Here is a 19,322-nt window from a genome sequence, read left to right on the forward strand (position 1 = left end):
CATCGGAAGCACGGGAAGAGATGTCCGCACCCAATAAGTCGTACGACCCGGTCGAGGTCGAGGCCCTGAAACCGGAAGAGATCGCCCGCATGCGGGACGAGGCGCTCGCCGCCATCGCCGCCGCCGGCGATCTCCAGGCGCTCCACGAGGTGAAGGTCGCGCAGACCGGCGGCACGTCGCCGCTGGCGCTGGCCAACCGCGAGATCGGCGCGCTGCCGCCGCAGGCCAAGGCCGAGGCGGGCAAGCGCGTCGGCCAGGCCCGCGGCCAGGTGAGCCAGGCGCTCAAGGCCCGCCAGGAAGAGCTGGAGGCGGAGCGGGACGCCCGGGTGCTGGTCGAGGAGGCGGTGGACGTCACGCTGCCGTACGACCGCGCCCTGGCCGGTTCCCGGCACCCGCTCACCACCCTGTCCGAGCGGATCGAGGACGTCTTCGTGGCCATGGGCTACGAGGTGGCCGAGGGCCCCGAGGTCGAGTCGGAGTGGCTGAACTTCGACGCCCTGAACCTCTCGCCCGACCACCCGGCCCGCACCACGCACGACACGTTCTTCGTCGAGAACGCCGCGACGGAGTCGGACCAGTCCGGCGTGGTGCTGCGCACCCACACCTCGCCCGTGCAGATCCGCTCCATGCTGGACCGCGAGCCGCCGCTGTACGTGATCTGCCCCGGCCGCGTGTACCGCACCGACGAGCTGGACGCCACCCACACCCCGGTGTTCAACCAGGTCGAGCTGCTCGCCATCGACGAGGGTCTGACCATGGCGGACCTCAAGGGCACCCTGGACCACATGGTCAAGGCGCTCTTCGGCGAGGGCATGCAGACCCGGTTGCGGCCGAACTACTTCCCGTTCACCGAGCCGTCCGCCGAGATGGACATGGTCTGCTACGTCTGCCGCGGCGCCTCCGTCGGCGACCCGGACCGCCCGTGCCGCACCTGCTCCAGCGAGGGCTGGATCGAGCTGGGCGGCTGCGGCATGGTCAACCCGCGGGTGCTGGTCGCCTGCGGCGTCGACCCGGAGAAGTACAGCGGCTTCGCCTTCGGGTTCGGCATCGAGCGGATGCTGATGTTCCGCCACAACGTCGAGGACATGCGAGACATGGTCGAGGGTGACGTCCGGTTCACCCGGCCTTTCGGGATGGAGATCTGATGCGGGTCCCGCTTTCTTGGCTGCGGGAGTACGTCGACCTGCCGGACGGCGAGTCCGGCCGTGACGTACAGGCCAAACTCGTCGCCACCGGTCTGGAGGTCGAGACCGTCGAGCAGCTGGGCGCCGGCCTGGAAGGCCCCCTGGTCGTCGGCAAGGTCCTGACCATCGAGGAGCTGGAGGGCTTCAAGAAGCCGATCCGCTTCTGCACGGTCGACGTCGGCCGGGCCAACGGCACCGGCGAGCCGCAGGAGATCGTCTGCGGCGCCCGCAACTTCGCGGTCGGCGACAAGGTCGTCGTGGTGCTCCCGGGCGCCACCCTGCCCGGCGACTTCAAGATCGCCGCGCGGAAGACGTACGGCAAGGTCTCGCACGGCATGATCTGCTCGGGCGACGAGCTGGGCATGGGCGACGACGGTTCGGGGGGCATCATCGTGCTGCCCCCGGAGTACGAGCCCGGAACCGACGCCATCGAGCTGCTCCAGCTCGTCGACGAGGTCCTGGACATCGCCGTCACCGCCAACCGCGGCGACTGCCTGTCCATGCGCGGCATCGCCCGCGAGGCCGCCATCGCCTACGGCCTGCCGCTGCGCGACCCCGCGCTGCTGGACGTGCCGCCGCCGAACTCCTACGGCTACCCGGTCAAGGTCGCCGACCCGATGGCCTGCGACCGCTTCACGGCCCGTACCGTCGTCGGGCTGGACCCGGAGGCGCGCTCCCCGATCTGGCTGCAGCGCCGCCTGCAGAAGGCCGGGATGCGCCCGATCTCGCTCGCCGTGGACGTCACCAACTACGTGATGCTGGAACTCGGCCAGCCGCTGCACGCCTACGACCGCACCCGCGTGGACGGCACGATCGGCGTGCGCCGCGCGGAGCCCGGCGAGAAGCTGACGACCCTGGACGGCACCCAGCGCGTCCTGGACGCCGAGGACCTGGTCATCACCGACAACCGCGGCCCCATCGGCCTCGCGGGCGTCATGGGCGGCGCCAACACCGAGATCGCGGACGCGGTGGCCGACCCGGAGACCGGCATGGTCGACGGCACCACCGAGGTCGTGATCGAGGCCGCGCACTTCGACGCGGTGGCCATCGCCCGCACCGCCCGCCGCCACCGGCTGACCTCCGAGGCGTCCAAGCGCTTCGAGCGCGGCGTGGACCCGCAGGCCGCGTCCGCCGCCGCGCAGCGCACCGTCGACCTGCTGGTGCTGCTCGCGGGCGGCACCGCGGAGGCGGGCGTCACCGAGGTCGTCTCGCCCAGCGGGCCGCGCACGATCACCGTGCGCGCGGACCACCCGGACCGCGTCGCGGGCGTCACGTACGGCCGCGAGACCGTCGTACGCCGCCTCCAGCAGGTCGGCTGCGACGTGTACGGCCAGGACGAGCTGGTCGTGACCGTGCCGTCCTGGCGGCCCGACCTGACCGACCCGAACGACCTCGCCGAAGAGGTCATCCGCCTGGAGGGCTACGAGAACCTGCCCTCCACGCTGCCCAGGCCGCCCGCCGGGCGGGGCCTGACGGAGCGCCAGCGGCTGCACCGCAGGGCGGGCCGCGCGCTGGCCGGCGCGGGCTACGTCGAGGCGCCGAACTACCCGTTCATCGGCGAGGCGGTGCTCGACCAGCTCGGCATCGAGGACGACGACCCCCGCCGGCGCGCCGTGCGGCTGGTCAACCCGCTCTCGGACGAGGAGCCCCTGCTCCGTACGACGCTGCTGCCGGGCCTGCTCACCGCGCTGCGCCGCAACGATGGCCGCGGCTCGCACGACCTCGCGCTCTTCGAGACCGGCCTGGTCTTCCGGCCGACCGGCGACGAGCGGCCGGCCCCCCGGCTGCCCGTCGACCGCCGCCCGACGGACGCCGAGATCGCCGCGCTGAACGCGGCGCTGCCCGCGCAGCCGCGCCGCGCCGCCGTGGTGCTCGCCGGCGCCCGCGAGCAGGCCGGCTGGTGGGGCAAGGGCCGCCCGGCCACCTGGGCGGACGCCATCGAGGCGGGCCGCCTCGTGGCGCGCGCGGCCGGCGTCGAGCTGATCGTGCGCCAGGACCAGCACGCGCCCTTCCACCCGGGCCGCTGCGCGGCACTGCTCGCACTGATCGACGGCGAGGAGGTGCTCGTCGGCAACGCCGGTGAGCTGCACCCGCGCGTCACCAAGGCGCTGGGCCTGCCCGAGCGCACCTGCGCGATGGAGATCGACCTGGACCGCGTCGAGCGGGCCGGCCTGGGCGTGGTCCAGGCGCCGCGCATCTCCACCTTCCCGGTCGCCACCCAGGACGTCGCGCTGATCGTGGACGCGTCGGTCCCGGCGGCGGACGTGGCGGCGGCGCTGCGCTCCGGCGCCGGCGACCTGCTCGAATCGCTGCGGCTGTTCGACGTGTTCACCGGCGAGCAGGTGGGCGAGGGCAAGAAGTCCCTGGCCTACGCGCTGCGCTTCCGCGCGCCCGACCGCACGCTGACCGCCGACGAGGCGTCCGCGGCCCGCGACGCGGCGGTCGCCGCGGCGATGGAGCGCACGGGCGCGGTACTGCGCGGCGCGTAGCCGCACGCGGCGCGGCGTTCCCGTACCGCGGGAGCGCCGGCCACCGCACCGGCGGGGCCCGGTCACGGATCCACGGATCCGTGACCGGGCCCCGTGCGTGTTGCGCCCACCGCGCCCCCGGCTGTCACACGATCGGGTGAGATCGGAGCGCAAAGTGTTCGCTTGACCACGCGCGGTCGCAAGAATCGTCCCGGTCGACGCGGCTCGCCGGATCCGGCTCCTGGCCGCGGGAAGGGCCGGACCGGCCGCCGCGATGGTTGCTGGGGGGAACATCGGCATGATCCGAACCTGGGCGCGACGTGGCGGGGCGCGCAGGCATGCCGCGCGGGCCCGGCGGGCGTTCGTCCTCGTGCTGCCCGGCCTGTGGGTGCTCGGCGTGCTGCTGTGGGACCTGCGCTCCGCCGCCGAAGGGCAGTTCCTCCAGCTGCTCGCCGCGGCGCCGGCCATCGCCTGCGCCGGCACGGGGCGGCGTCAGTGCGTCGTGCTCGGCGGCCTGTGCGCGCTGCTCGCGCTCGTCCCCCTGGGGTCGGTGGACCGCGACACCCACGTCCTCACCCGCGTCGGCACGTGCTGTGCCGTGCTGGTCGTCGTCGGCGCCAGCTACCTCACCGCCGGCCGGCGGCTGCGCCTGCTGCGGGAGCTGGAGCGCACGAAGGAGGTCGCCACCGCCGCGCAGCGGGTGCTGCTGCGCGAGCTGCCCGCGCGCGTGGACGGCATCGTCGTCGCCGCCGACCACCTCGCGGCGGACGAGGCCGCGACGGTCGGCGGTGATCTGTACGAGGTCATGGCCACGCGCCACGGCGTACGCGTCGTCATCGGGGACGTGCGCGGGCACGGCCTCGGCGCGCTGGGCACGGTCGCCGCGGTGCTCGGCAGCTTCCGCGAGGCGGCCCACGACGAACCGGACCTGAGCGGCGTGCTCCGGCGCCTGGAGCGCGCTTTGCAGCGGCACCTGCGGGAGCGGGCGCGCGCCGAGCACCCGTCGTCGGGCGGTGCGGAGCCGGAGAACCCGCTGTCCGAGGAGTTCGTGACGGTGCTGCTCGTGGAGATCGCCAAGGACGGTTCCGTACGGACCCTGAACTGCGGCCACCCGTGGCCGTACCGGCTCAGCCGCGAGGGCGCGCTGCCGGACGCGCCCGGCGAACCGATGCCGCCGCTGGGCCTGTTCCCGCTGCCCGCCGAGCTGCCGGTGATGGACCGCCCGCCGCTGCCGCCCGGCCAGGCGATCTTCCTGCACACCGACGGGGCGACGGACGCGCGCGACGCCCGCGGCACGTTCTTCCCGCTGCCCGAGGCCCTGGACGACAGCGTCAGGGCGGCCAGGGACTGCCGCCCCGAAAGCGTCGTGGAAGGCGTACGGGCCGCGCTGCTGCGGCACGCCGGCGGGCGGCTGTCCGACGACGTCGCGCTGCTGGTGCTGTGCAACGACCGGCTGCGGGTACCCGCCAATGCGGCCGTGGCGCCCGCGATGCGCGGGCGTGTCCGGGCGGGGCGGCCGGAGTGAAGGACGGCGCGGCCGGTTCACACCCCGTGTGAAGGCCGCTTCATTACGCTGATCTCAAGGGGCAGTTGAGTCGACAAGTCTACGAGCGGCCGCACCGGCCGGGGGGACGGCGCGCGCTCACCAGGAGGGCACCATGGAGCCCAACAGCCTGCTCGACGCGATTCTCGACGAGGCAGGCATCTCGCACGCCGGGCTGGCCGTGCACATCAACCAGCTCGGCCGCCAGCGCGGACTGGCACTGCGCTACGAACACACCGCCGTGGCCCGCTGGCTGAAAGGGCAGCGGCCACGAGGCCAGGTACCCGACCTGATCTGCGAGGTCCTCAGCGAACGGCTGCACCGCGCCGTCGGACTCGACGACATCGGACTGAGCCGGCCGGGAGTGCGCCGCGCCCCGGACACCCCGCTCTCCGGCTTCGTGGAGCGGGCCACCGCGCTGTGGCGGTCCGACGAACAGCAGCGGCCGCACGTGCTGTCCGCTCCCGCCCTCACCGGCACCTCGGCGGTCATTCCCGTATGGGAGTGGGAGAACCCGCCAGAGGACTCCGACGTGTCCCGGGACGGCCTGACCAGGGTCTCCATGGCGGACATCGAAATGCTCCGCGCGGCGCGTACGCACTACGAGCTGATGTACCGGAAGGCGGGTGGTATCGCGACGAGAACGCGGGTCGTCGGATTCCTCAACACCGAGGCGGCGCCGCTGCTGCGGGGCAGCTACACCGACGCGACGGGACGACAGCTCCACCGGGCCACCGGCGGACTGGTCGCCGTCGCGGGAATCTGTGCGTACGACTCGGACGCCCTGGGACTGGCCCAGCGCTACTTCCATCAGGCGCTGCGGCTGGCCAAGGCCAGCGGGGACCGGGGGCTCGGCGCGTACGTCATCGCGCTGCTGGTCAACCAGTCCCTGTTCGTACGGGAGTACCGTCAGGCGGTCGCCTTCGCGGAGGCGGCCCTGCGCACGACGGGGCCGCAGATCACCCCGGCGCTCGCGGCGGATCTCTACGCGATGCAGGCCAAGGCGTACGCACGCCTCGGGGACGGCGCCAGCGCGCTCTCCTGCATCCGGCGTGCGGAGGCGGCGGCCGAGCGCATACGCCCTGGTCAGGAACCCGACGAAACGGATTACGTCCAGCCGGGTCTGGTGAACGTCCAAGTAGCGGAGGCGCTGCTGAGCCTGGGGGACCTCAGAGCCGCCAGGCAACACGCGGACGCCGCCGTCGACACCCCCGCGCACGACCGGGGCCGGGTCCACCGGCTGGCCATGCTCACCCATATCGAGCTGCGCCAAGGGGACGCGGACCAGGCTGTGGCCAACGCCGCGCAGATGACCGAACAGGCGCGGGGAATGGAGTCGCAGCGGTTACGGGACCGGCTGCGGGCGGTGCGCGAGCACCTGGCCGAGACCGGAGGTTCCGCCACCGACGAAGCTGCCGATCTGATCGACGAGGCGCTGCGCGTTCCACTGTGAGGCCGGCCCGTGTCACCTTGCCGGCTCAACGGCGGAAGGTGGCACTTACGTGCGATGGAAGAATCTCAGTGAGCAGACCGTGTACGAGAACCGCTGGTTCCGGGTCAACCTCGCCGATGTCGAACTCCCCGACGGCCGCCATCTGGATCACTTCCTGATCCGGTTGCGGCCCGTCGCCGTGGCCACAGTGGTCAACGAGGCCAACGAGGTGCTGCTGCTGTGGCGGCACCGCTTCATCACCGACACCTGGGGATGGGAACTTGCCGCGGGGGTGGTCGAGGACGGCGAGGACATCGCCGCCGCGGCCGCCCGGGAGATGGAGGAGGAGACCGGGTGGCGCCCCGGCCCCCTCAAACACCTCCTCTCGGTCGAGCCGTCCAACGGCCTGACCGACGCCCGGCACCACATCTACTGGTCCGACCAGGGCGCGTTCACGGGCCATCCCGAGGACGACTTCGAATCCGACAAACGGGAATGGGTCCCCCTCAAACTGGTACCCGACATGATCGCCAGAGGGGAGGTGCCGGCCGCCAACATGGCGGCCGCCCTGCTGTTGCTGCATCACATCCGGCTGGGGTGACCCGGGCCGCGGCGCGACGAGAACGCCGCCGGCCCGCCGGTCTCAGCGCCCCATCGCCTGCCATACGGCGATCGCCAGCGCCGCGAGCCCCGTGAGTGCGGCGATGGAGGGCAGTGGCCAGCGGCCGTGCTCCAACCGCGTGACGCGGGCCTGCAGATCGCCCGCGTCACGCTCGTTCTGTTCGGATCGTTGCGCGAGCAACGCCAGCTGTCCGTCGACACGGGCCGTCCGCACATCGAGGCAGCGTCTCAAGTCCGCCATGTCGGTGGCAACCAGGTCGGGTTCGGGGTGGGCGGTCACGGTCCGCTCCTCTTTCCTCTCTTGGGCGGGACTTCGTTGTCCATACGCGCACCAGTCAACTACCTCGGCACGTACGGCGGGAGCGTGTGCGGGACGAATATGCGGGTCTGCCGCGCACACCCCGTGTGAAGTGACACGCCGTGACGGCCCGCGGGGGAGCGCGGACTTCACACGGGGTGTGAACCCCGCGCCCCAACCGGCCGCTTTCACACGGTCCCGACCAAGCCCGCGAACACCGATGCTGTTTACCAACGGGGGCCGCTGCCGGTGGACGGGCGCCCATCGGCCGGTTGTCCGCCCGCCGTCTTTCCCCCGAGCGGCGGGCGGACCACAACGGGGGACGCCACTCAGGGGGCACGGGGACGGCGGGCGGCACACACGGTCGCGGGCACCACACCGGCGACGCGGAAAGGGCGGACCCGGGGGACCGGGTCCGCCCTTACTTCGTTCCGCGGGGCGGGGCTCCCGCTGACTCCGCACGGGACGACCGGCGAGTAGCCGGCCGTCGGCCGACGTCGACGGCGCGAGTGACTCCACTGCGGCGCGCAGCCCGGGGGCGTCTGGCTGGTGACGGGGGTGATGGGCAAGCGTGGGGCGCGGCGGTGACGGTGCGAGTGCTGCCGTGGCACAACACGCGAGGGCCGCTCCCGGGTGGGGGAGTGGCCCTCGCGTCGGGTGGTGCGGGCTTCGGTCAGTACGTGTAGAAGCCGGAGCCGGTCTTGCGGCCGAGGCGGCCGGCGTCGACCATGCGCTGGAGCAGCGGCGGGGCGGCGTAGAGGGCTTCCTTGTACTCCTCGTACATGGAGTCGGCGACCGAGGCGACCGTGTCCAGGCCGATCAGGTCGGACAGCTTCAGGGGGCCCATCGGGTGGGCGCAGCCCATCTCCATGCCGTTGTCGATGTCCTCGCGGCTGGCGATGCCGGACTCGAACATCCGGATCGCCGAGAGCAGGTACGGGATCAGCAGCGCGTTGACGACGAAGCCGGAGCGGTCCTGGGCGCGGATGGCGTGCTTGCCCAGGACGTTCTGGACCAGCGCCTCGGCCCGCTTGATCGTCTCCTCGCCGGTGGTCAGCGCGGGGATCAGCTCGACCAGCTTCTGCACCGGCGCCGGGTTGAAGAAGTGGATGCCGATGACCTGGTCGGGGCGGGAGGTGGCGACGGCCAGCTTCACCAGGGGGATGGAGGAGGTGTTGGAGGCCAGGATCGCGTCCGGGCGGGTGACCACCTGGTCGAGGACCTGGAAGATCTCCGTCTTGACCTGCTCGTTCTCCACGACCGCCTCGATGACCAGGTCGCGGTCGGCGAACTCGCCGAGATCGGTGGTGAAGCTGAGCCGGCCGAGCGTCGAGTCGCGCTCCGCGACGGTGATCTTGCCGCGCTCGGCTGCCTTGCCGAGGGAGTTGGTCAGGCGCGTACGGCCCAGCTCCAGCGCCTCGCCGGTGGTCTCAGCGACCATCACGTCCAGGCCGGAGCGGGCACACACCTCGGCGATACCGGCGCCCATCTGGCCGCAGCCCACCACTCCGACGCGTTCGATGTCGGTCACATCGTGCCTTTCGCTGATCTCGGGGACCGGCGGGGCGCGCGGGGCCGTCCGTGCCTGCGGCAGGGACCCCGGCGTCCGCCTCGGCCCCGACGTTACTCCGCGGGGTGCTGTGCGGCGGGGGCAGGGGCGGGCATTCTGTTGTCCTGAGACGGACGTTCCGGACACTTTGGGGGCGTGGCATGAGACGGATCACACGCAGAGCGTTCGCGGTGGCGGCCCTCACGGCGGCCGCAGCGGTTCCGGGGAGCGGCAGCGCGGCGGCCCGCGGCCGGGGCACGGACACCGGCCGGCGCGAGTTCCGCGGCATGTGGCTGGCCACGGTCGCCAACCGGGACTGGCCTGCCAAGCCCGGGCTGCCGGCCGCCCGCCAGCAGGCCGAGCTGCTGGGGTACTTGGACGCCGCGGTGGCGCGCCGCCTGAACACGGTGGTCTTCCAGGTGCGGCCGACGGCGGACGCGCTGTGGCCGTCCCCGTACGAGCCCTGGTCGGAGTACCTGACCGGCGTGCAGGGCCGCGACCCGGGCTGGGACCCGCTGGGCTTCGCGGTGCGCGAGGCCCACCGGCGCGGACTGGAACTGCACGCCTGGTTCAACCCGTACCGCATCGCCAACCACACCGACCCGTCCCGGCTGGTGCCCACCCACCCGGCGCGGCTGCACCCGGAGTGGGCCGTGCCGTACGGCGGCAAGCTGTACTACAACCCCGGCCTGCCGGAGGTGCGCGCCTTCGTGCAGGACGCGATCCTCGACGCGGTCGAGCGGTACGACATCGACGGCGTCCACTTCGACGACTACTTCTACCCCTATCCGGTGGCGGGCCAGACCTTCGCCGACGACGCCGCGTACGAGGAGTACGGCGGCGGCTTCGAGGACCGGGCGGCCTGGCGGCGCGACAACATCGACCTGCTGGTGCGCGAGACGGGGGAGCGGGTGCGCGACGCGCGGGGCGCCGGCGGCGGGCGCGTGGGCCGGTGGCGCAGGCGGGACCGCAAGCACCACCGGCCCGTCCGGTTCGGCATCAGCCCGTTCGCGATATGGCGCAATCGCGCCACCGACGCGTCCGGTTCCGATACGCAGGCGGGCGTGCAGACCTACGACGACCTCTACGCCGACACCCGTAAGTGGGTGCGCGAGGAGTGGATCGACTACATCGTGCCGCAGGTGTACTGGAACATCGGCTTTCCCGCGGCCGACTACGCCAAGCTGCTGCCCTGGTGGTCGGAGACGGTCACCGGCACACGCGTGCACCTGTGTATCGGCGAGGCCCTGTACAAGGCGGGCGCGCCCGGTCAGCCGCCCGCCTGGCAGGACCCCGCCGAGCTCTCCCGCCACCTCACGCTGGCCCGCGGCTTCCCGCAGGTGCGCGGCCACGTCTTCTTCTCGGCGAAGGAGGTGGCGGAGGACCGCACCGGGGCGATGGCCCGGGTCGTGGCCGACCACTACCACGGGCCGGCGCTGCCGCCGCGCCCCGCGTGAGGGGCCCCGGGCGAGGGGCCCTGTGTGCGGGCTCCTAGTCCTGGGCCTCCGCCGCCGGGAAGCTCCGTACGACCGTGTCGGGCCCGGGGGACATCAGGGTCTCGTGGCCGTCCTCGAACCGGACGCGGTAGGGCGGGGAGCCGTTGGGCCCCAGGACTTCGATGACTTCGGCGGTCCGGTCGTGCTGCCCCACGATCCTGCCGTGCACCAGCAGCCGGTCTCCCACACTCGCTTGCATCGGCTACGGCCTCCTCGTCAGTCGGTCGGAGGGTGTGTGTCGCGTGGCGGCAAGTCTACGGCCGGTCACCGCCGATGCACCCGTGGAAGGCGGTACCCGCGCGTGGCGCAGGCCGGTGTCCGGCCACGGGCGGGTGGGCCACGGACGGGTGGGGCCACGGACGGGTGAGGGTGCGGCCGGGTGAGGGCGCGGGCTCTCAGCCGGCCGTGCGCTGGGTGACCGCGATGCAGACCAGTACGGCGACGGCGGCGACCGGGGCGGCCAGCGGCAGTTGCTCGCCCAGCAGCAGCACGGACCAGACGAGGGTCATCAGCGGCTGGGCCAGCTGGAGCTGGCTGGCCTTGGACACGCCGATCAGCGCCATGCCGCGGTACCAGACCACCAGCCCGAGGAACTGCGACCCGAACGACAGCCACAGCAGGCCCGCCACCGCGTGCCCCGTCAGGTGCGGCGGTTCGGCGAGCAGCGCGAGGGCCGCGCCGGGCACGGTGACCGGCAGGGCCAGCACCAGCGCCCAGCCGATCACCTGCCAGCCGGGCAGGTGCCGGGCGAGCCGGCCGCCTTCGGTGTAGCCCGCCGCGCACACCAGGAGCGCGGCGAAGAGGTAGAGGTCGCCGGTGCTCAGCGCGCCGCCGCTCTGCTGGACGGTGAAGCCGATGACGACGGCGGCGCCGGCCAGCGCCGCGGCCCAGAACGCCTTCGACGGCCGGGCCCCGGTCCGTACGGCCGAGAACACCGCGGTGGTCAGCGGCAGCAGACCGACGACGACCGCCGCGTGCGAGGTGGTGGAGGTCTCCAGGGCGAGGGTGGTCAGCAGCGGGAAGCCGAGGACGACGCCGGCCGCCACGACGGCCAGGCCCGCCCAGTGCCGCCGCTCGGGCGGCCGGACCCGGAACGCGGCCAGACAGCAGCCGGCGATGGCGGCGGCCAGCACGCTGCGCAGGGTCACCACCGTCCAGGCGCCCATGCCTTCCAGGGCCCAGGCGGTGGCGGGGAAGGTGAGGGAGAAGGAGGCGACGCCGAGGGCGGCGAGCAGGGTGCCGCGGGCGGCGGCGGTGGTGCCCGCCGATCCGAGGGAGGTGGCGCTGCCCGTACGGGGTGCCGGGGTCGCACTGTCCGGCTCGCCGACTGCTATCGCGCTCATCGCAGTAGCGCTATCGTGATCTCTCATGCACGAGCGTAGCAGCGTGACCGAACTGGCCGGTATCCTCCGTGACGGCCTCGACCGCTACTCTCCGGGTGAGAAGCTGCCGTCGAGCCGGGCCCTGGTCGAGCGGCACCGGGTGAGCCCGGTGACGGTGTCCAGGGCCCTGGCCGAGCTGGTGGCCGAGGGACTGGTGGTCACCCGGCCCGGCGCCGGGGCCTTCCGCGCGGAGGCGCGGCCGCAGGCGCGCGCCGTGGACACGTCCTGGCAGGAGATCGCCCTCAGCGCGGAGGCCGCCGACGACCACGCGCCGCGCGGAGTGGACGACTCCGGCGTGCTGGCCACGCTGGCGGCCCCGGCCCCCGGCGTCATCGAGCTGAACGGCGGCTACCTGCACCCCGCCCTGCAACCGGAACGCGCCCTCGCCGCCGCGCTCGCCCGCGCCGGGCGCCGGCCCGGCGCCTGGGGCCGCCCGCCGATGGAGGGCGTCACCGAACTGCGGGCCTGGTTCGCGCGCGAGATCGGCGGCCCCGGCGGGGCGCTCGCCGCCTCGGACGTCCTGGTGACGGCGGGCGGGCAGAGCGCGCTGACGACGGCGCTGCGGGCACTGGCCCCGCCCGGCGCGCCCGTGCTCGTCGAGTCGCCGACGTACCCGGGCATGCTGTCGGCGGCCCGCGCGTCCGGGCTGCGCCCCGTGCCCGTACCGGTGGACGCGGACGGGGTGCGGACCGATCTGCTGGCCGAGGCGTTCCGGGCCAGCGGGGCCCGGTTGTTCGTCTGCCAGCCGCTCTTCCAGAACCCGACCGGTACCGTGCTGGCCGCCGGGCGCCGGGCGGAGGTGCTGCGGATCGCGCGCGCGGCCGGGGCCTTCGTGATCGAGGACGACTTCGCGCGCCGGCTCGTCCACCAGGACGCGCCCGCGCCGCCGCCCACCCTGATCGCCGACGACCCGTGCGGCACGGTCGTGCATGTCTGCTCGCTCACCAAGGCCACCTCGCCGAGCCTGCGGGTGGGCGCGCTCGCCGCGCACGGCCCGGTCCTCGACCGGCTGCGCGCCATCCAGGTCGTGGACGGTTTCTTCGTCGCCAGGCCACTTCAGGAAGCGGCACTGGAACTGGTGGGGTCCCCGGCGTGGAGCCGCCACCTGCGGGTGATATCAGGGCAGTTGGCGTCGCGCAGGGACGCCCTGGTCGCGGCGCTCCGGCTGCATTTCGCGGACGGGGAGGCGGCCGGCCCCGGCCCCGGTGTGCAGGTCGTGCCGCCGGGCGGCTACCACCTGTGGCTGCGGCTGCCCGACGGTACGGACGAGTCCGCGCTCGCCGGCGCGGCGCTCCGTGCGGGCGTCGCGGTCGCCCCCGGCCGCCCGTACTTCGCCGCCGAGCCCCCGGCAGCGCACCTGCGGCTCACCTACGCCTCGGCCGCCGGCACGGCCGAACTGGCCGAGGGGGTACGCCGCTTGCGCACCGCGTGCGAGGAACTGCGCGTCGGGGGCCGGGAGTAGAGGGGGCCGAGGTTCCCGAGCCGGTTCATGCCGGACCCGCTCAGTCCGGATCCGGTGTGCCGCCCGGTTGCCGGGCCGCGGCTCCGCGCCGTGGCTCCGCGGGGGTCAGCAGCGCGGCGAGCCGGTGGGTTTCCGCGAGGTAGCGCTCGTAGGGGAAGCCGGCCTCCAGGAGGGCGGTGCGGAGTTCTTCCTCCAAAGGCTTGCCCTCGGCCAGGAAAGCGGCCTGGCCCGCCGGGGTGAGGGCGACCAGGCGCCGGCGCCGGTGGGCGGGGTCGACGCTGATCGTCACGTACCCCTCCGCCTCCAGTGGGCGCAGGGCGCGGCTGATGGCGGGGTCGGACAGGGTCAGGGCTTCGGCGAGGCGGTGCTGGGTGGCGGGTTGGATCTCCTCAAGGGTGCCCAGCAGCCGCAGTTGGCTGGGGGAGAGGCGCTGGTCGGGGCCGGAGCGGCGCCGGGCCGCCTCGCCCATCAGCATGACCACGCGGTGCAGGAGCTCTGCCAGTCCTTCGTCCATGTGCCCAGTCTACCGGACTCTTGCATGGTTAATATTAACCATGCAACACTCGGATCCATGGACACTCTCCCGTACGCGGTCCAGACCGCGTTTCCGCTTCTCTTCCTGCTGGTGCCCGCCCTCGGAGCGCTGCTGAGCTGCCGCCGCCGCGGCCGGAGCCGGCCGGCGGCGGAGATCTGGCAGCGCTGGTGGTCCGTCGGCGCCCTCGGCATCGGAAGCCTGTGGATCACGCTCGCGTTCCTGGCGTTCCCGGAGGGCATGGCCCAGACCATCGGCTTCACGCCCTCGCCGTTCCAGTTCGAGATCGCCTTCGCCAACCTCGCCCTCGCCGTACTGGGCTTCCGCGGCGCGTCCGCGTCGCCCCGCGAGCGCCTCACGAGCGGGCTGGCGGCCGCCGTGTTCCTGTGGGGAGCCGCGATCGGCCACGTCTACCAGTGGTTCGCCAACGGCGACCACGCCGCCGGAAACACCGGCGGCATCCTGGCCAACGACATCCTCATCCCCGCCGTCATGATCGCCCTGGCCCTCCGGGACGTCCGCGGCGTTCGCGGCGTAAACCGTTCGACTCCGGCCGGTTGCTCTGCGAGCCTCCCGCAATGAACGACAGCAGCTCCGACGGCATCCCGGCCGGCTACGAAGTCTCCACCGACCCGGCCCGCCTCGACCTGGCCCTGATCCACCACTGGCTCTCCACCGACGCCTACTGGGCGCTCGGGCGCCCCCGCGAGCGCCAGGACCGGGCGGTGGCGGGCTCGCTCAACTTCGGCCTGTACGAGGCGGTTTCCGGCGGGGCGGCCGCCGGAACCGCCGGAGGGCGGCAGGTCGGGTACGCCCGCGTCGTCACCGACCACACCACCTTCGCCTGGCTCTGCGACGTCTACATCGCCCCCGCCGCGCGGGGCAAGGGCCTGGGCACCGCCCTCGTCACCCGCGTCCGCGACCACCTGGCGCCCTGCGGGCTGCGCCGCATCCTGCTGGCGACGGGCGATGCCCACGAGGTCTACGCCCGCGTCGGCTTCGAGCCGCTGGCCGAGCCCGGCAAGTGGATGGCACTCGGCCTCCAGTAGCCATGCCGCCCGGTAGCCCAATGTCGTCCGGTAGCGGTGCCGCCCGGTGGCGGTACCGCTCCGGCTCAGTGCCCCAGCACCTCCCGCAGTTCCGGTTGGAGCAGATCGGCGTGGGCGCGCACGAGGTCGTCGCACAGGTCCCAGATGCGCTCCACCGGCAGCGCGGCGGCGGTGGCCGGGTCCGTCATCGCGGCGTGCCTGATGTGGCGCGGCTCGCCCTCCACCGCCGCGCGTACGACCAGCTCGTTGGCGCTCGCGTAGGCCCGGTTCAGGGCCGCGCACTGCGGGGGCAGGGCGCCGACCCGGGTGGGCTGGACGCCCAGCGAGTCCACCAGGCACGGCACTTCCACCACGGCGGCGGCGGGCAGGTTGTCCACCAGGCCGTGGTTGGGGACGTTGCCGTAGACCGTGCGCGGGGTGCCGGAGACGATGCTGTGGACGATCTGCGGCGCGTACTCCATGGTGCCCTCGACCGGCAGCGGCGAGCCGGAGGCGAGGGCGTCCCGGGTCCGCTCGTACTCGGCGGTGTTCTCCTCGACGATGTCCAGGTACGTGCCGATCGGCAGCCGCAGCCGCTCCACCTCGCTGTCGTGGTGGAGGTACCAGGGCACGTACTCGGAGGAGTGCTCGCTGGTCTCGGTCGGGTAGTAGCCGAGCCTGCGGTACATGTCCACGCGGACCCGCCGCAGCAGCTGGGGGTCCTTGGCGATCACCTCGTCGAGCAGCGGGTACAGGTTCTGCCCGTCCCGTTCGAAGCGCAGCACCCACGCCTGGTGGTTGACGCCGGCGGCCAGGTAGGAGATCTCCTCGTAGGGCACGTGCAGCAGGTCGGCGAGGTCCCGCACGGTCCAGTAGACCGAGTGGCACAGGCCGACGACCCGGCGCAGCGGTGTGGCCTGCGCCAGGTACATCACGTTCATCGCCATCGGGTTGGTGTAGTTCAGCAGCCAGGCATCCGGGCAGAGTTCGGCGATGTCGTCGGCGAGGGCGCGCAGCAGCGGGAAGGTGCGCAGGGCGCGGAAGATGCCGCCGATGCCGAGGGTGTCCCCGATGGTCTGGCGCAGCCCGTAGCGCGCCGGGATGCCGAAGTCCGTACGGGTGGCCTCGTTCATGCCGACCTGGACGGTGTTGACGACGAAGTCCGCGTCCTGGAGCGCGGCCCGCCGGTCCAGGTGCGCGGTGACGACCGGCTCGGCGCCGCGGGTGCCGGCGATGTAACGGGCCGCGCCCTCGGCGGTGGCGAGGCGTTCGGCGTCGATGTCGTGCAGGGCGACGTGGATGCGCCGCAGTTCGGGGAAGGCGAGCAGGTCGGCGAGGAGGCCCTGGGTGAAGACGACGCTGCCGGCGCCGATGAAGGCGATCTTCACGGTGCCGGTGCCGGTGCGGCCGGCCGGGCTGGTGCGGGTCATGCGTGGCTCCCTGGTGAGGTCGTGAGGGCGGCGGCGCGGGCCTCGTCCCAGGTGGGCTGGGCCGCCGTACCGCCGTGGGCGCGGGTGGACAGGGCGCCGCAGGCCGCGGCGAAGGAGAGCGCCGCCGGCAGGTCCAGGCCGTGCAGGACCGCGGCGACGAAGCCGGCGTCGAAGCTGTCGCCGGCGCCGACGCTGTCCACCGGGTCGGCGGGGACGGCGCCGGTACGGGTGAGCGTGCTGCCGTCGTGGGCGAGCGCCCCGGCCGCGCCGTCCTTGACGACGACCAGCGGCCCGCGCCGGGCGAGGGCGGCGGGCGCGTCGTCCTCCGGTGTTCCGGGCGCCAGCGTCGCGGCCAGCGCCCGTGCCTCCGCCGCGTTCGGCAGCAGGATGTCGGTGTACTCCAGGGCGGGGCCGAGGAGTTCGGGGTCCCAGCGCCGCGTGGGGTCGTCGTTGGTGTCCAGCGAGGTGGCCGCGCCGTGTCCGCGGGCCCGCGCGAAGAGGCCGCCGAGCGACCGGGCCAGGCGCGGCATCAGGAAGAACGATCCGGCGTGCACGTGCCGGGAGGCGGCCAGCAGCCGGTCCGGCACGTCCTGCGGCCCGGTGGCCGCCAGGCAGCCGGGGGCGGTGAGGATGGCGCGGTCGTCGCCTTGGGCGAGGACGGTGGTGAGCGGGGTGGGCAGCTCCGGGTCGGTGGTCAGCGCGGTGACGTCCACGCCGCGCCCGGCCAGCGCCGTACGGACGAAGGCGCCCGCTGCGTCGTCACCGACCCGCCCGGCGAACGCCACGCGCAGGCCCAGCCGGGCGGCGCCGCAGGCCGTGATCGCGGCCGAGCCGCCGAGCAGCAGGGCGCCGGTGGCGACGAGGTGTTCGCGCTGCCCGTACTCCAAGGGGTGCGGGACCGGGCCGACCACCACATCGGGGTTGGCGTCGCCGATCACGAGGAGATCGAAGGGGCGGGACACGGACACCTCCGGGACGGGACGGGGCGGGGCCGGGTGACGGAACCGGTACGGGCGAAGGGCGGCGCTACCCCTTCACACCGCTCGACGTCAGGGACTGGATGAAGGTCTTCTGGGCGAACAGGAACGCCACCAGCACCGGCAGCACGGTGATCACATTGCCCGCCATGATCGCCGACCACCGGTTGTGGTGCTGCCCCTGAAAGGTCGTCAGGCCCAGCTGGAGCGTGTACTGGGTGTCGTGGTTGATCGCGATGAGCGGCCAGGTGAGATCGTTCCAGGTGGTCAGGAAGGTCAGCACGGCGACGGTGGCCAGCGCGGGGCGGGCCAGCGGCAGCACCACGGAGTACAGCACCCGCAGCCGCGAACACCCGTCGATCCAGGCCGCCTCCTCCAGCTCCCGGGGCAGCGCGAGGAAGAACTGCCGGAAGAGGAAGACCGCGAACGGCGTGACCAGGGACGGCACGATCAGCGCCCCCAGCGTGTCGATCAGCCCCAGCCCCTTCATCACCAGGAACGTCGGGATCATGGTCAGCTGGAACGGCACGACCATCGTCGCCAGCATCAGCCCGAGCAGCAGCCGGGACCCGGCGAACCGCATCCGGGCGAAGGCGTAGCCGCCCAGCGAGCCGAGGACCAGGTTGGCGAGCACCGCGGTCACCGCGACGACCGAGGAGTTGGCGAACCAGCGCGGGAACATCGCGTTGCCCAGCACGTAGTCGTACCCGCCCAGGTCGATGCCGGCCGGCCACAGCGCGGGCGGGAACCGGTTGATCTCCGCGTTGGTCATCACCGAGCTGAGCACCAGCCACACCAGCGGCAGCGCGAACCCCAGCGACAGCGGCGCGAGCAGCAGGTGCCAGGCGCTGAACGGCAGGAGCCTGCGCCGCCGGCCCGGTTTCCGCCGCGCGGTCAACGGACCGTTCCCCTCGGCGTGGTGCCCGGCCGGCGCCGCCGGTACAGGCGCAGCGCGGTCCCCGCGAGCAGCAGGGCGGCCGCGAGGACGTACGCGGCGGCGGCCCCGTATCCGGCGGTGAACATCTGGAACGCCTGCTCCCATACGAAGTAGACGATGACGGTGGTCGACCCGAGCGGGCCGCCCTTCGTGGTCACGTAGATCAGGTCGAACACCTGGAGCGCGGTGATCAGCTGCCACAGCACCAGGAAGACGGTCACCGGCGTCAGGGCCGGCAGCTTGACGTGCCACAGCACCCGCAGCCTGTTCGCGCCGTCCAGCCGCGCGGACTCCACCAGTTCCGGCGGCACGTCCTGGAGCGCGGCGAGATAGACGACGACGCAGAACCCGACGCCGCTCCACAGCGAGATGAGGACCAGCAGGTACAGCGCCTGGCCGGGGTCGGAGAGGAAGCCCTGCGGGGAGACGCCCAGGTGGTGCAGCAGGGAGTTGGCGACGCCGAACTGCGGGTCGAGGATGAAGAAGAACAGCACGCCCTGCGCGGCGGCCGAGATCACGAACGGGATGAAGACCAGCGTCCGGTAGAGGCCGATCAGCCGGATGCGGCGGTTGAGCGCCAGCGCGAGCGCCAGCCCGCCGGCCAGGCTGAGCGGCACGTACAGGCCCGCGTAGACCAGGGTGTTCTCCACCGCCGTACGGAAGCCCGGGTCCCGCACCAGCGCGCGGTAGTTGTCCAGGCCCACCCAGCGCCCCGGCGTGACCAGGTCGTCCGCCCGGAAGGAGAGCAGCAGCGACCAGACGACCGGGACGATGCCCAGGCCGAGGATGATCACCACGGCCGGGCCGATGAAGGCCCAGGCGGTGGCGGTCTCCCTGCGGGTGCGGCCCGCGAGCGTACGGGGCCGCCGGCCGGCCGGGGTGCCGGGGCGTCGTCCGGTGCCGTCGCGGCGCGGGTCAGGGGTGACGGCGCGCGGCGTCGTGCGGCGGGCCGTGCGGGGCACTGGCGGCATGGCACCCTCTCT

18 protein-coding genes are annotated in these 19,322 nt (G+C 73.4%); 9 read left to right on the forward strand and 9 right to left on the reverse strand.

Annotated elements, in window-relative coordinates; genetic code table 11:
- Positions 1 to 20 precede the first annotated feature (20 nt).
- The 5 genes from pheS to ACH4OW_RS03825 all read left to right on the forward strand — a co-directional run bounded on the left by pheS (position 21) and on the right by ACH4OW_RS03825 (position 7,228).
- Positions 21 to 1,145 carry a phenylalanine--tRNA ligase subunit alpha gene (gene pheS / locus ACH4OW_RS03805; RefSeq protein ID WP_398024714.1) on the forward strand — a complete coding sequence of 375 codons (1,125 nt, stop codon included), beginning with the start codon at positions 21 to 23 and terminating at the stop codon, positions 1,143 to 1,145.
- The gene (gene pheT, locus ACH4OW_RS03810) at positions 1,145 to 3,673 is read left to right on the forward strand and encodes a phenylalanine--tRNA ligase subunit beta (RefSeq protein ID WP_398024716.1); all 2,529 of its coding nucleotides are present in this window, start codon (positions 1,145 to 1,147) and stop codon (positions 3,671 to 3,673) included. The genes pheS and pheT overlap by 1 nt, the downstream gene beginning before the upstream one ends.
- Before the next feature lie 277 nt (positions 3,674 to 3,950).
- The gene (locus ACH4OW_RS03815; RefSeq protein WP_398024718.1) at positions 3,951 to 5,177 is read left to right on the forward strand and encodes a PP2C family protein-serine/threonine phosphatase; all 1,227 of its coding nucleotides are present in this window, start codon (positions 3,951 to 3,953) and stop codon (positions 5,175 to 5,177) included.
- A gap of 133 nt (positions 5,178 to 5,310) precedes the next feature.
- Complete coding sequence (locus tag ACH4OW_RS03820; protein WP_398024720.1) at positions 5,311 to 6,648, forward strand: tetratricopeptide repeat protein; 1,338 nt, start codon at positions 5,311 to 5,313, stop codon at positions 6,646 to 6,648.
- A gap of 49 nt (positions 6,649 to 6,697) precedes the next feature.
- Positions 6,698 to 7,228 carry an NUDIX domain-containing protein gene (locus ACH4OW_RS03825; RefSeq protein ID WP_360135355.1) on the forward strand — a complete coding sequence of 177 codons (531 nt, stop codon included), beginning with the start codon at positions 6,698 to 6,700 and terminating at the stop codon, positions 7,226 to 7,228.
- A gap of 42 nt (positions 7,229 to 7,270) precedes the next feature.
- Here the strand turns inward: ACH4OW_RS03825 and ACH4OW_RS03830 are convergent, their stop codons facing one another.
- The gene (locus ACH4OW_RS03830) at positions 7,271 to 7,528 is read right to left on the reverse strand and encodes a hypothetical protein (protein ID WP_398024722.1); all 258 of its coding nucleotides are present in this window, start codon (positions 7,526 to 7,528) and stop codon (positions 7,271 to 7,273) included.
- Between the two features lie 691 nt (positions 7,529 to 8,219).
- Positions 8,220 to 9,077, reverse strand: a complete 858-nt coding sequence (locus ACH4OW_RS03835; RefSeq protein WP_360135351.1) for a 3-hydroxybutyryl-CoA dehydrogenase — start codon at positions 9,075 to 9,077, stop codon at positions 8,220 to 8,222.
- A 179-nt stretch (positions 9,078 to 9,256) separates the two neighbouring features.
- Here ACH4OW_RS03835 and ACH4OW_RS03840 point away from each other — a divergent pair, with 179 nt between their 5' ends.
- A complete protein-coding gene (locus ACH4OW_RS03840; RefSeq protein WP_360135349.1) occupies positions 9,257 to 10,552 on the forward strand; it encodes a family 10 glycosylhydrolase in 1,296 nt (431 codons plus the stop codon).
- 34 nt (positions 10,553 to 10,586) lie between these two features.
- Here the strand turns inward: ACH4OW_RS03840 and ACH4OW_RS03845 are convergent, their stop codons facing one another.
- Positions 10,587 to 10,790, reverse strand: coding sequence for a DUF1918 domain-containing protein (locus ACH4OW_RS03845; RefSeq protein ID WP_360135348.1), 204 nt, complete (start codon positions 10,788 to 10,790; stop codon positions 10,587 to 10,589).
- 196 nt (positions 10,791 to 10,986) lie between these two features.
- Positions 10,987 to 11,961, reverse strand: a complete 975-nt coding sequence (locus tag ACH4OW_RS03850) for a DMT family transporter (RefSeq protein WP_398024725.1) — start codon at positions 11,959 to 11,961, stop codon at positions 10,987 to 10,989.
- On the opposite strand from ACH4OW_RS03850, the gene ACH4OW_RS03855 reads away from it, so the two are divergent.
- Positions 11,960 to 13,435 (forward strand): PLP-dependent aminotransferase family protein, encoded by a 1,476-nt coding sequence (locus ACH4OW_RS03855; protein WP_398024727.1) that lies wholly within the window; start codon positions 11,960 to 11,962, stop codon positions 13,433 to 13,435. The genes ACH4OW_RS03850 and ACH4OW_RS03855 overlap by 2 nt on opposite strands.
- Positions 13,436 to 13,475: 40 nt before the next feature.
- Here ACH4OW_RS03855 and ACH4OW_RS03860 read toward each other — a convergent pair whose 3' ends face one another.
- Positions 13,476 to 13,949 (reverse strand): MarR family winged helix-turn-helix transcriptional regulator, encoded by a 474-nt coding sequence (locus ACH4OW_RS03860; RefSeq protein WP_360135342.1) that lies wholly within the window; start codon positions 13,947 to 13,949, stop codon positions 13,476 to 13,478.
- A 57-nt stretch (positions 13,950 to 14,006) separates the two neighbouring features.
- Between ACH4OW_RS03860 and ACH4OW_RS03865 the strand changes: the two genes are divergently transcribed.
- On the forward strand, positions 14,007 to 14,549 hold the full coding sequence (locus ACH4OW_RS03865; RefSeq protein WP_398024729.1) for a DUF6790 family protein: 543 nt from the start codon (positions 14,007 to 14,009) through the stop codon (positions 14,547 to 14,549).
- The gene (locus tag ACH4OW_RS03870; protein ID WP_398024731.1) at positions 14,546 to 15,016 is read left to right on the forward strand and encodes a GNAT family N-acetyltransferase; all 471 of its coding nucleotides are present in this window, start codon (positions 14,546 to 14,548) and stop codon (positions 15,014 to 15,016) included. Before ACH4OW_RS03865 ends, ACH4OW_RS03870 begins: the two co-directional genes overlap by 4 nt.
- Before the next feature lie 65 nt (positions 15,017 to 15,081).
- Here the strand turns inward: ACH4OW_RS03870 and ACH4OW_RS03875 are convergent, their stop codons facing one another.
- From ACH4OW_RS03875 to ACH4OW_RS03890, 4 genes are all read right to left on the reverse strand, one after another.
- Positions 15,082 to 16,425, reverse strand: a complete 1,344-nt coding sequence (locus ACH4OW_RS03875) for an alpha-glucosidase/alpha-galactosidase (RefSeq protein WP_398024733.1) — start codon at positions 16,423 to 16,425, stop codon at positions 15,082 to 15,084.
- Complete coding sequence (locus ACH4OW_RS03880; protein WP_398024735.1) at positions 16,422 to 17,387, reverse strand: carbohydrate kinase family protein; 966 nt, start codon at positions 17,385 to 17,387, stop codon at positions 16,422 to 16,424. The genes ACH4OW_RS03875 and ACH4OW_RS03880 overlap by 4 nt, the downstream gene beginning before the upstream one ends.
- A gap of 64 nt (positions 17,388 to 17,451) precedes the next feature.
- A complete protein-coding gene (locus ACH4OW_RS03885; protein ID WP_398024737.1) occupies positions 17,452 to 18,300 on the reverse strand; it encodes a carbohydrate ABC transporter permease in 849 nt (282 codons plus the stop codon).
- On the reverse strand, positions 18,297 to 19,310 hold the full coding sequence (locus tag ACH4OW_RS03890) for a carbohydrate ABC transporter permease (protein WP_398024739.1): 1,014 nt from the start codon (positions 19,308 to 19,310) through the stop codon (positions 18,297 to 18,299). The genes ACH4OW_RS03885 and ACH4OW_RS03890 overlap by 4 nt, the downstream gene beginning before the upstream one ends.
- Positions 19,311 to 19,322 lie beyond the last annotated feature (12 nt).

The organism is Streptomyces sp. NPDC017056 (assembly GCF_044332485.1).
In the GTDB taxonomy this organism is placed as follows: domain Bacteria; phylum Actinomycetota; class Actinomycetes; order Streptomycetales; family Streptomycetaceae; genus Streptomyces.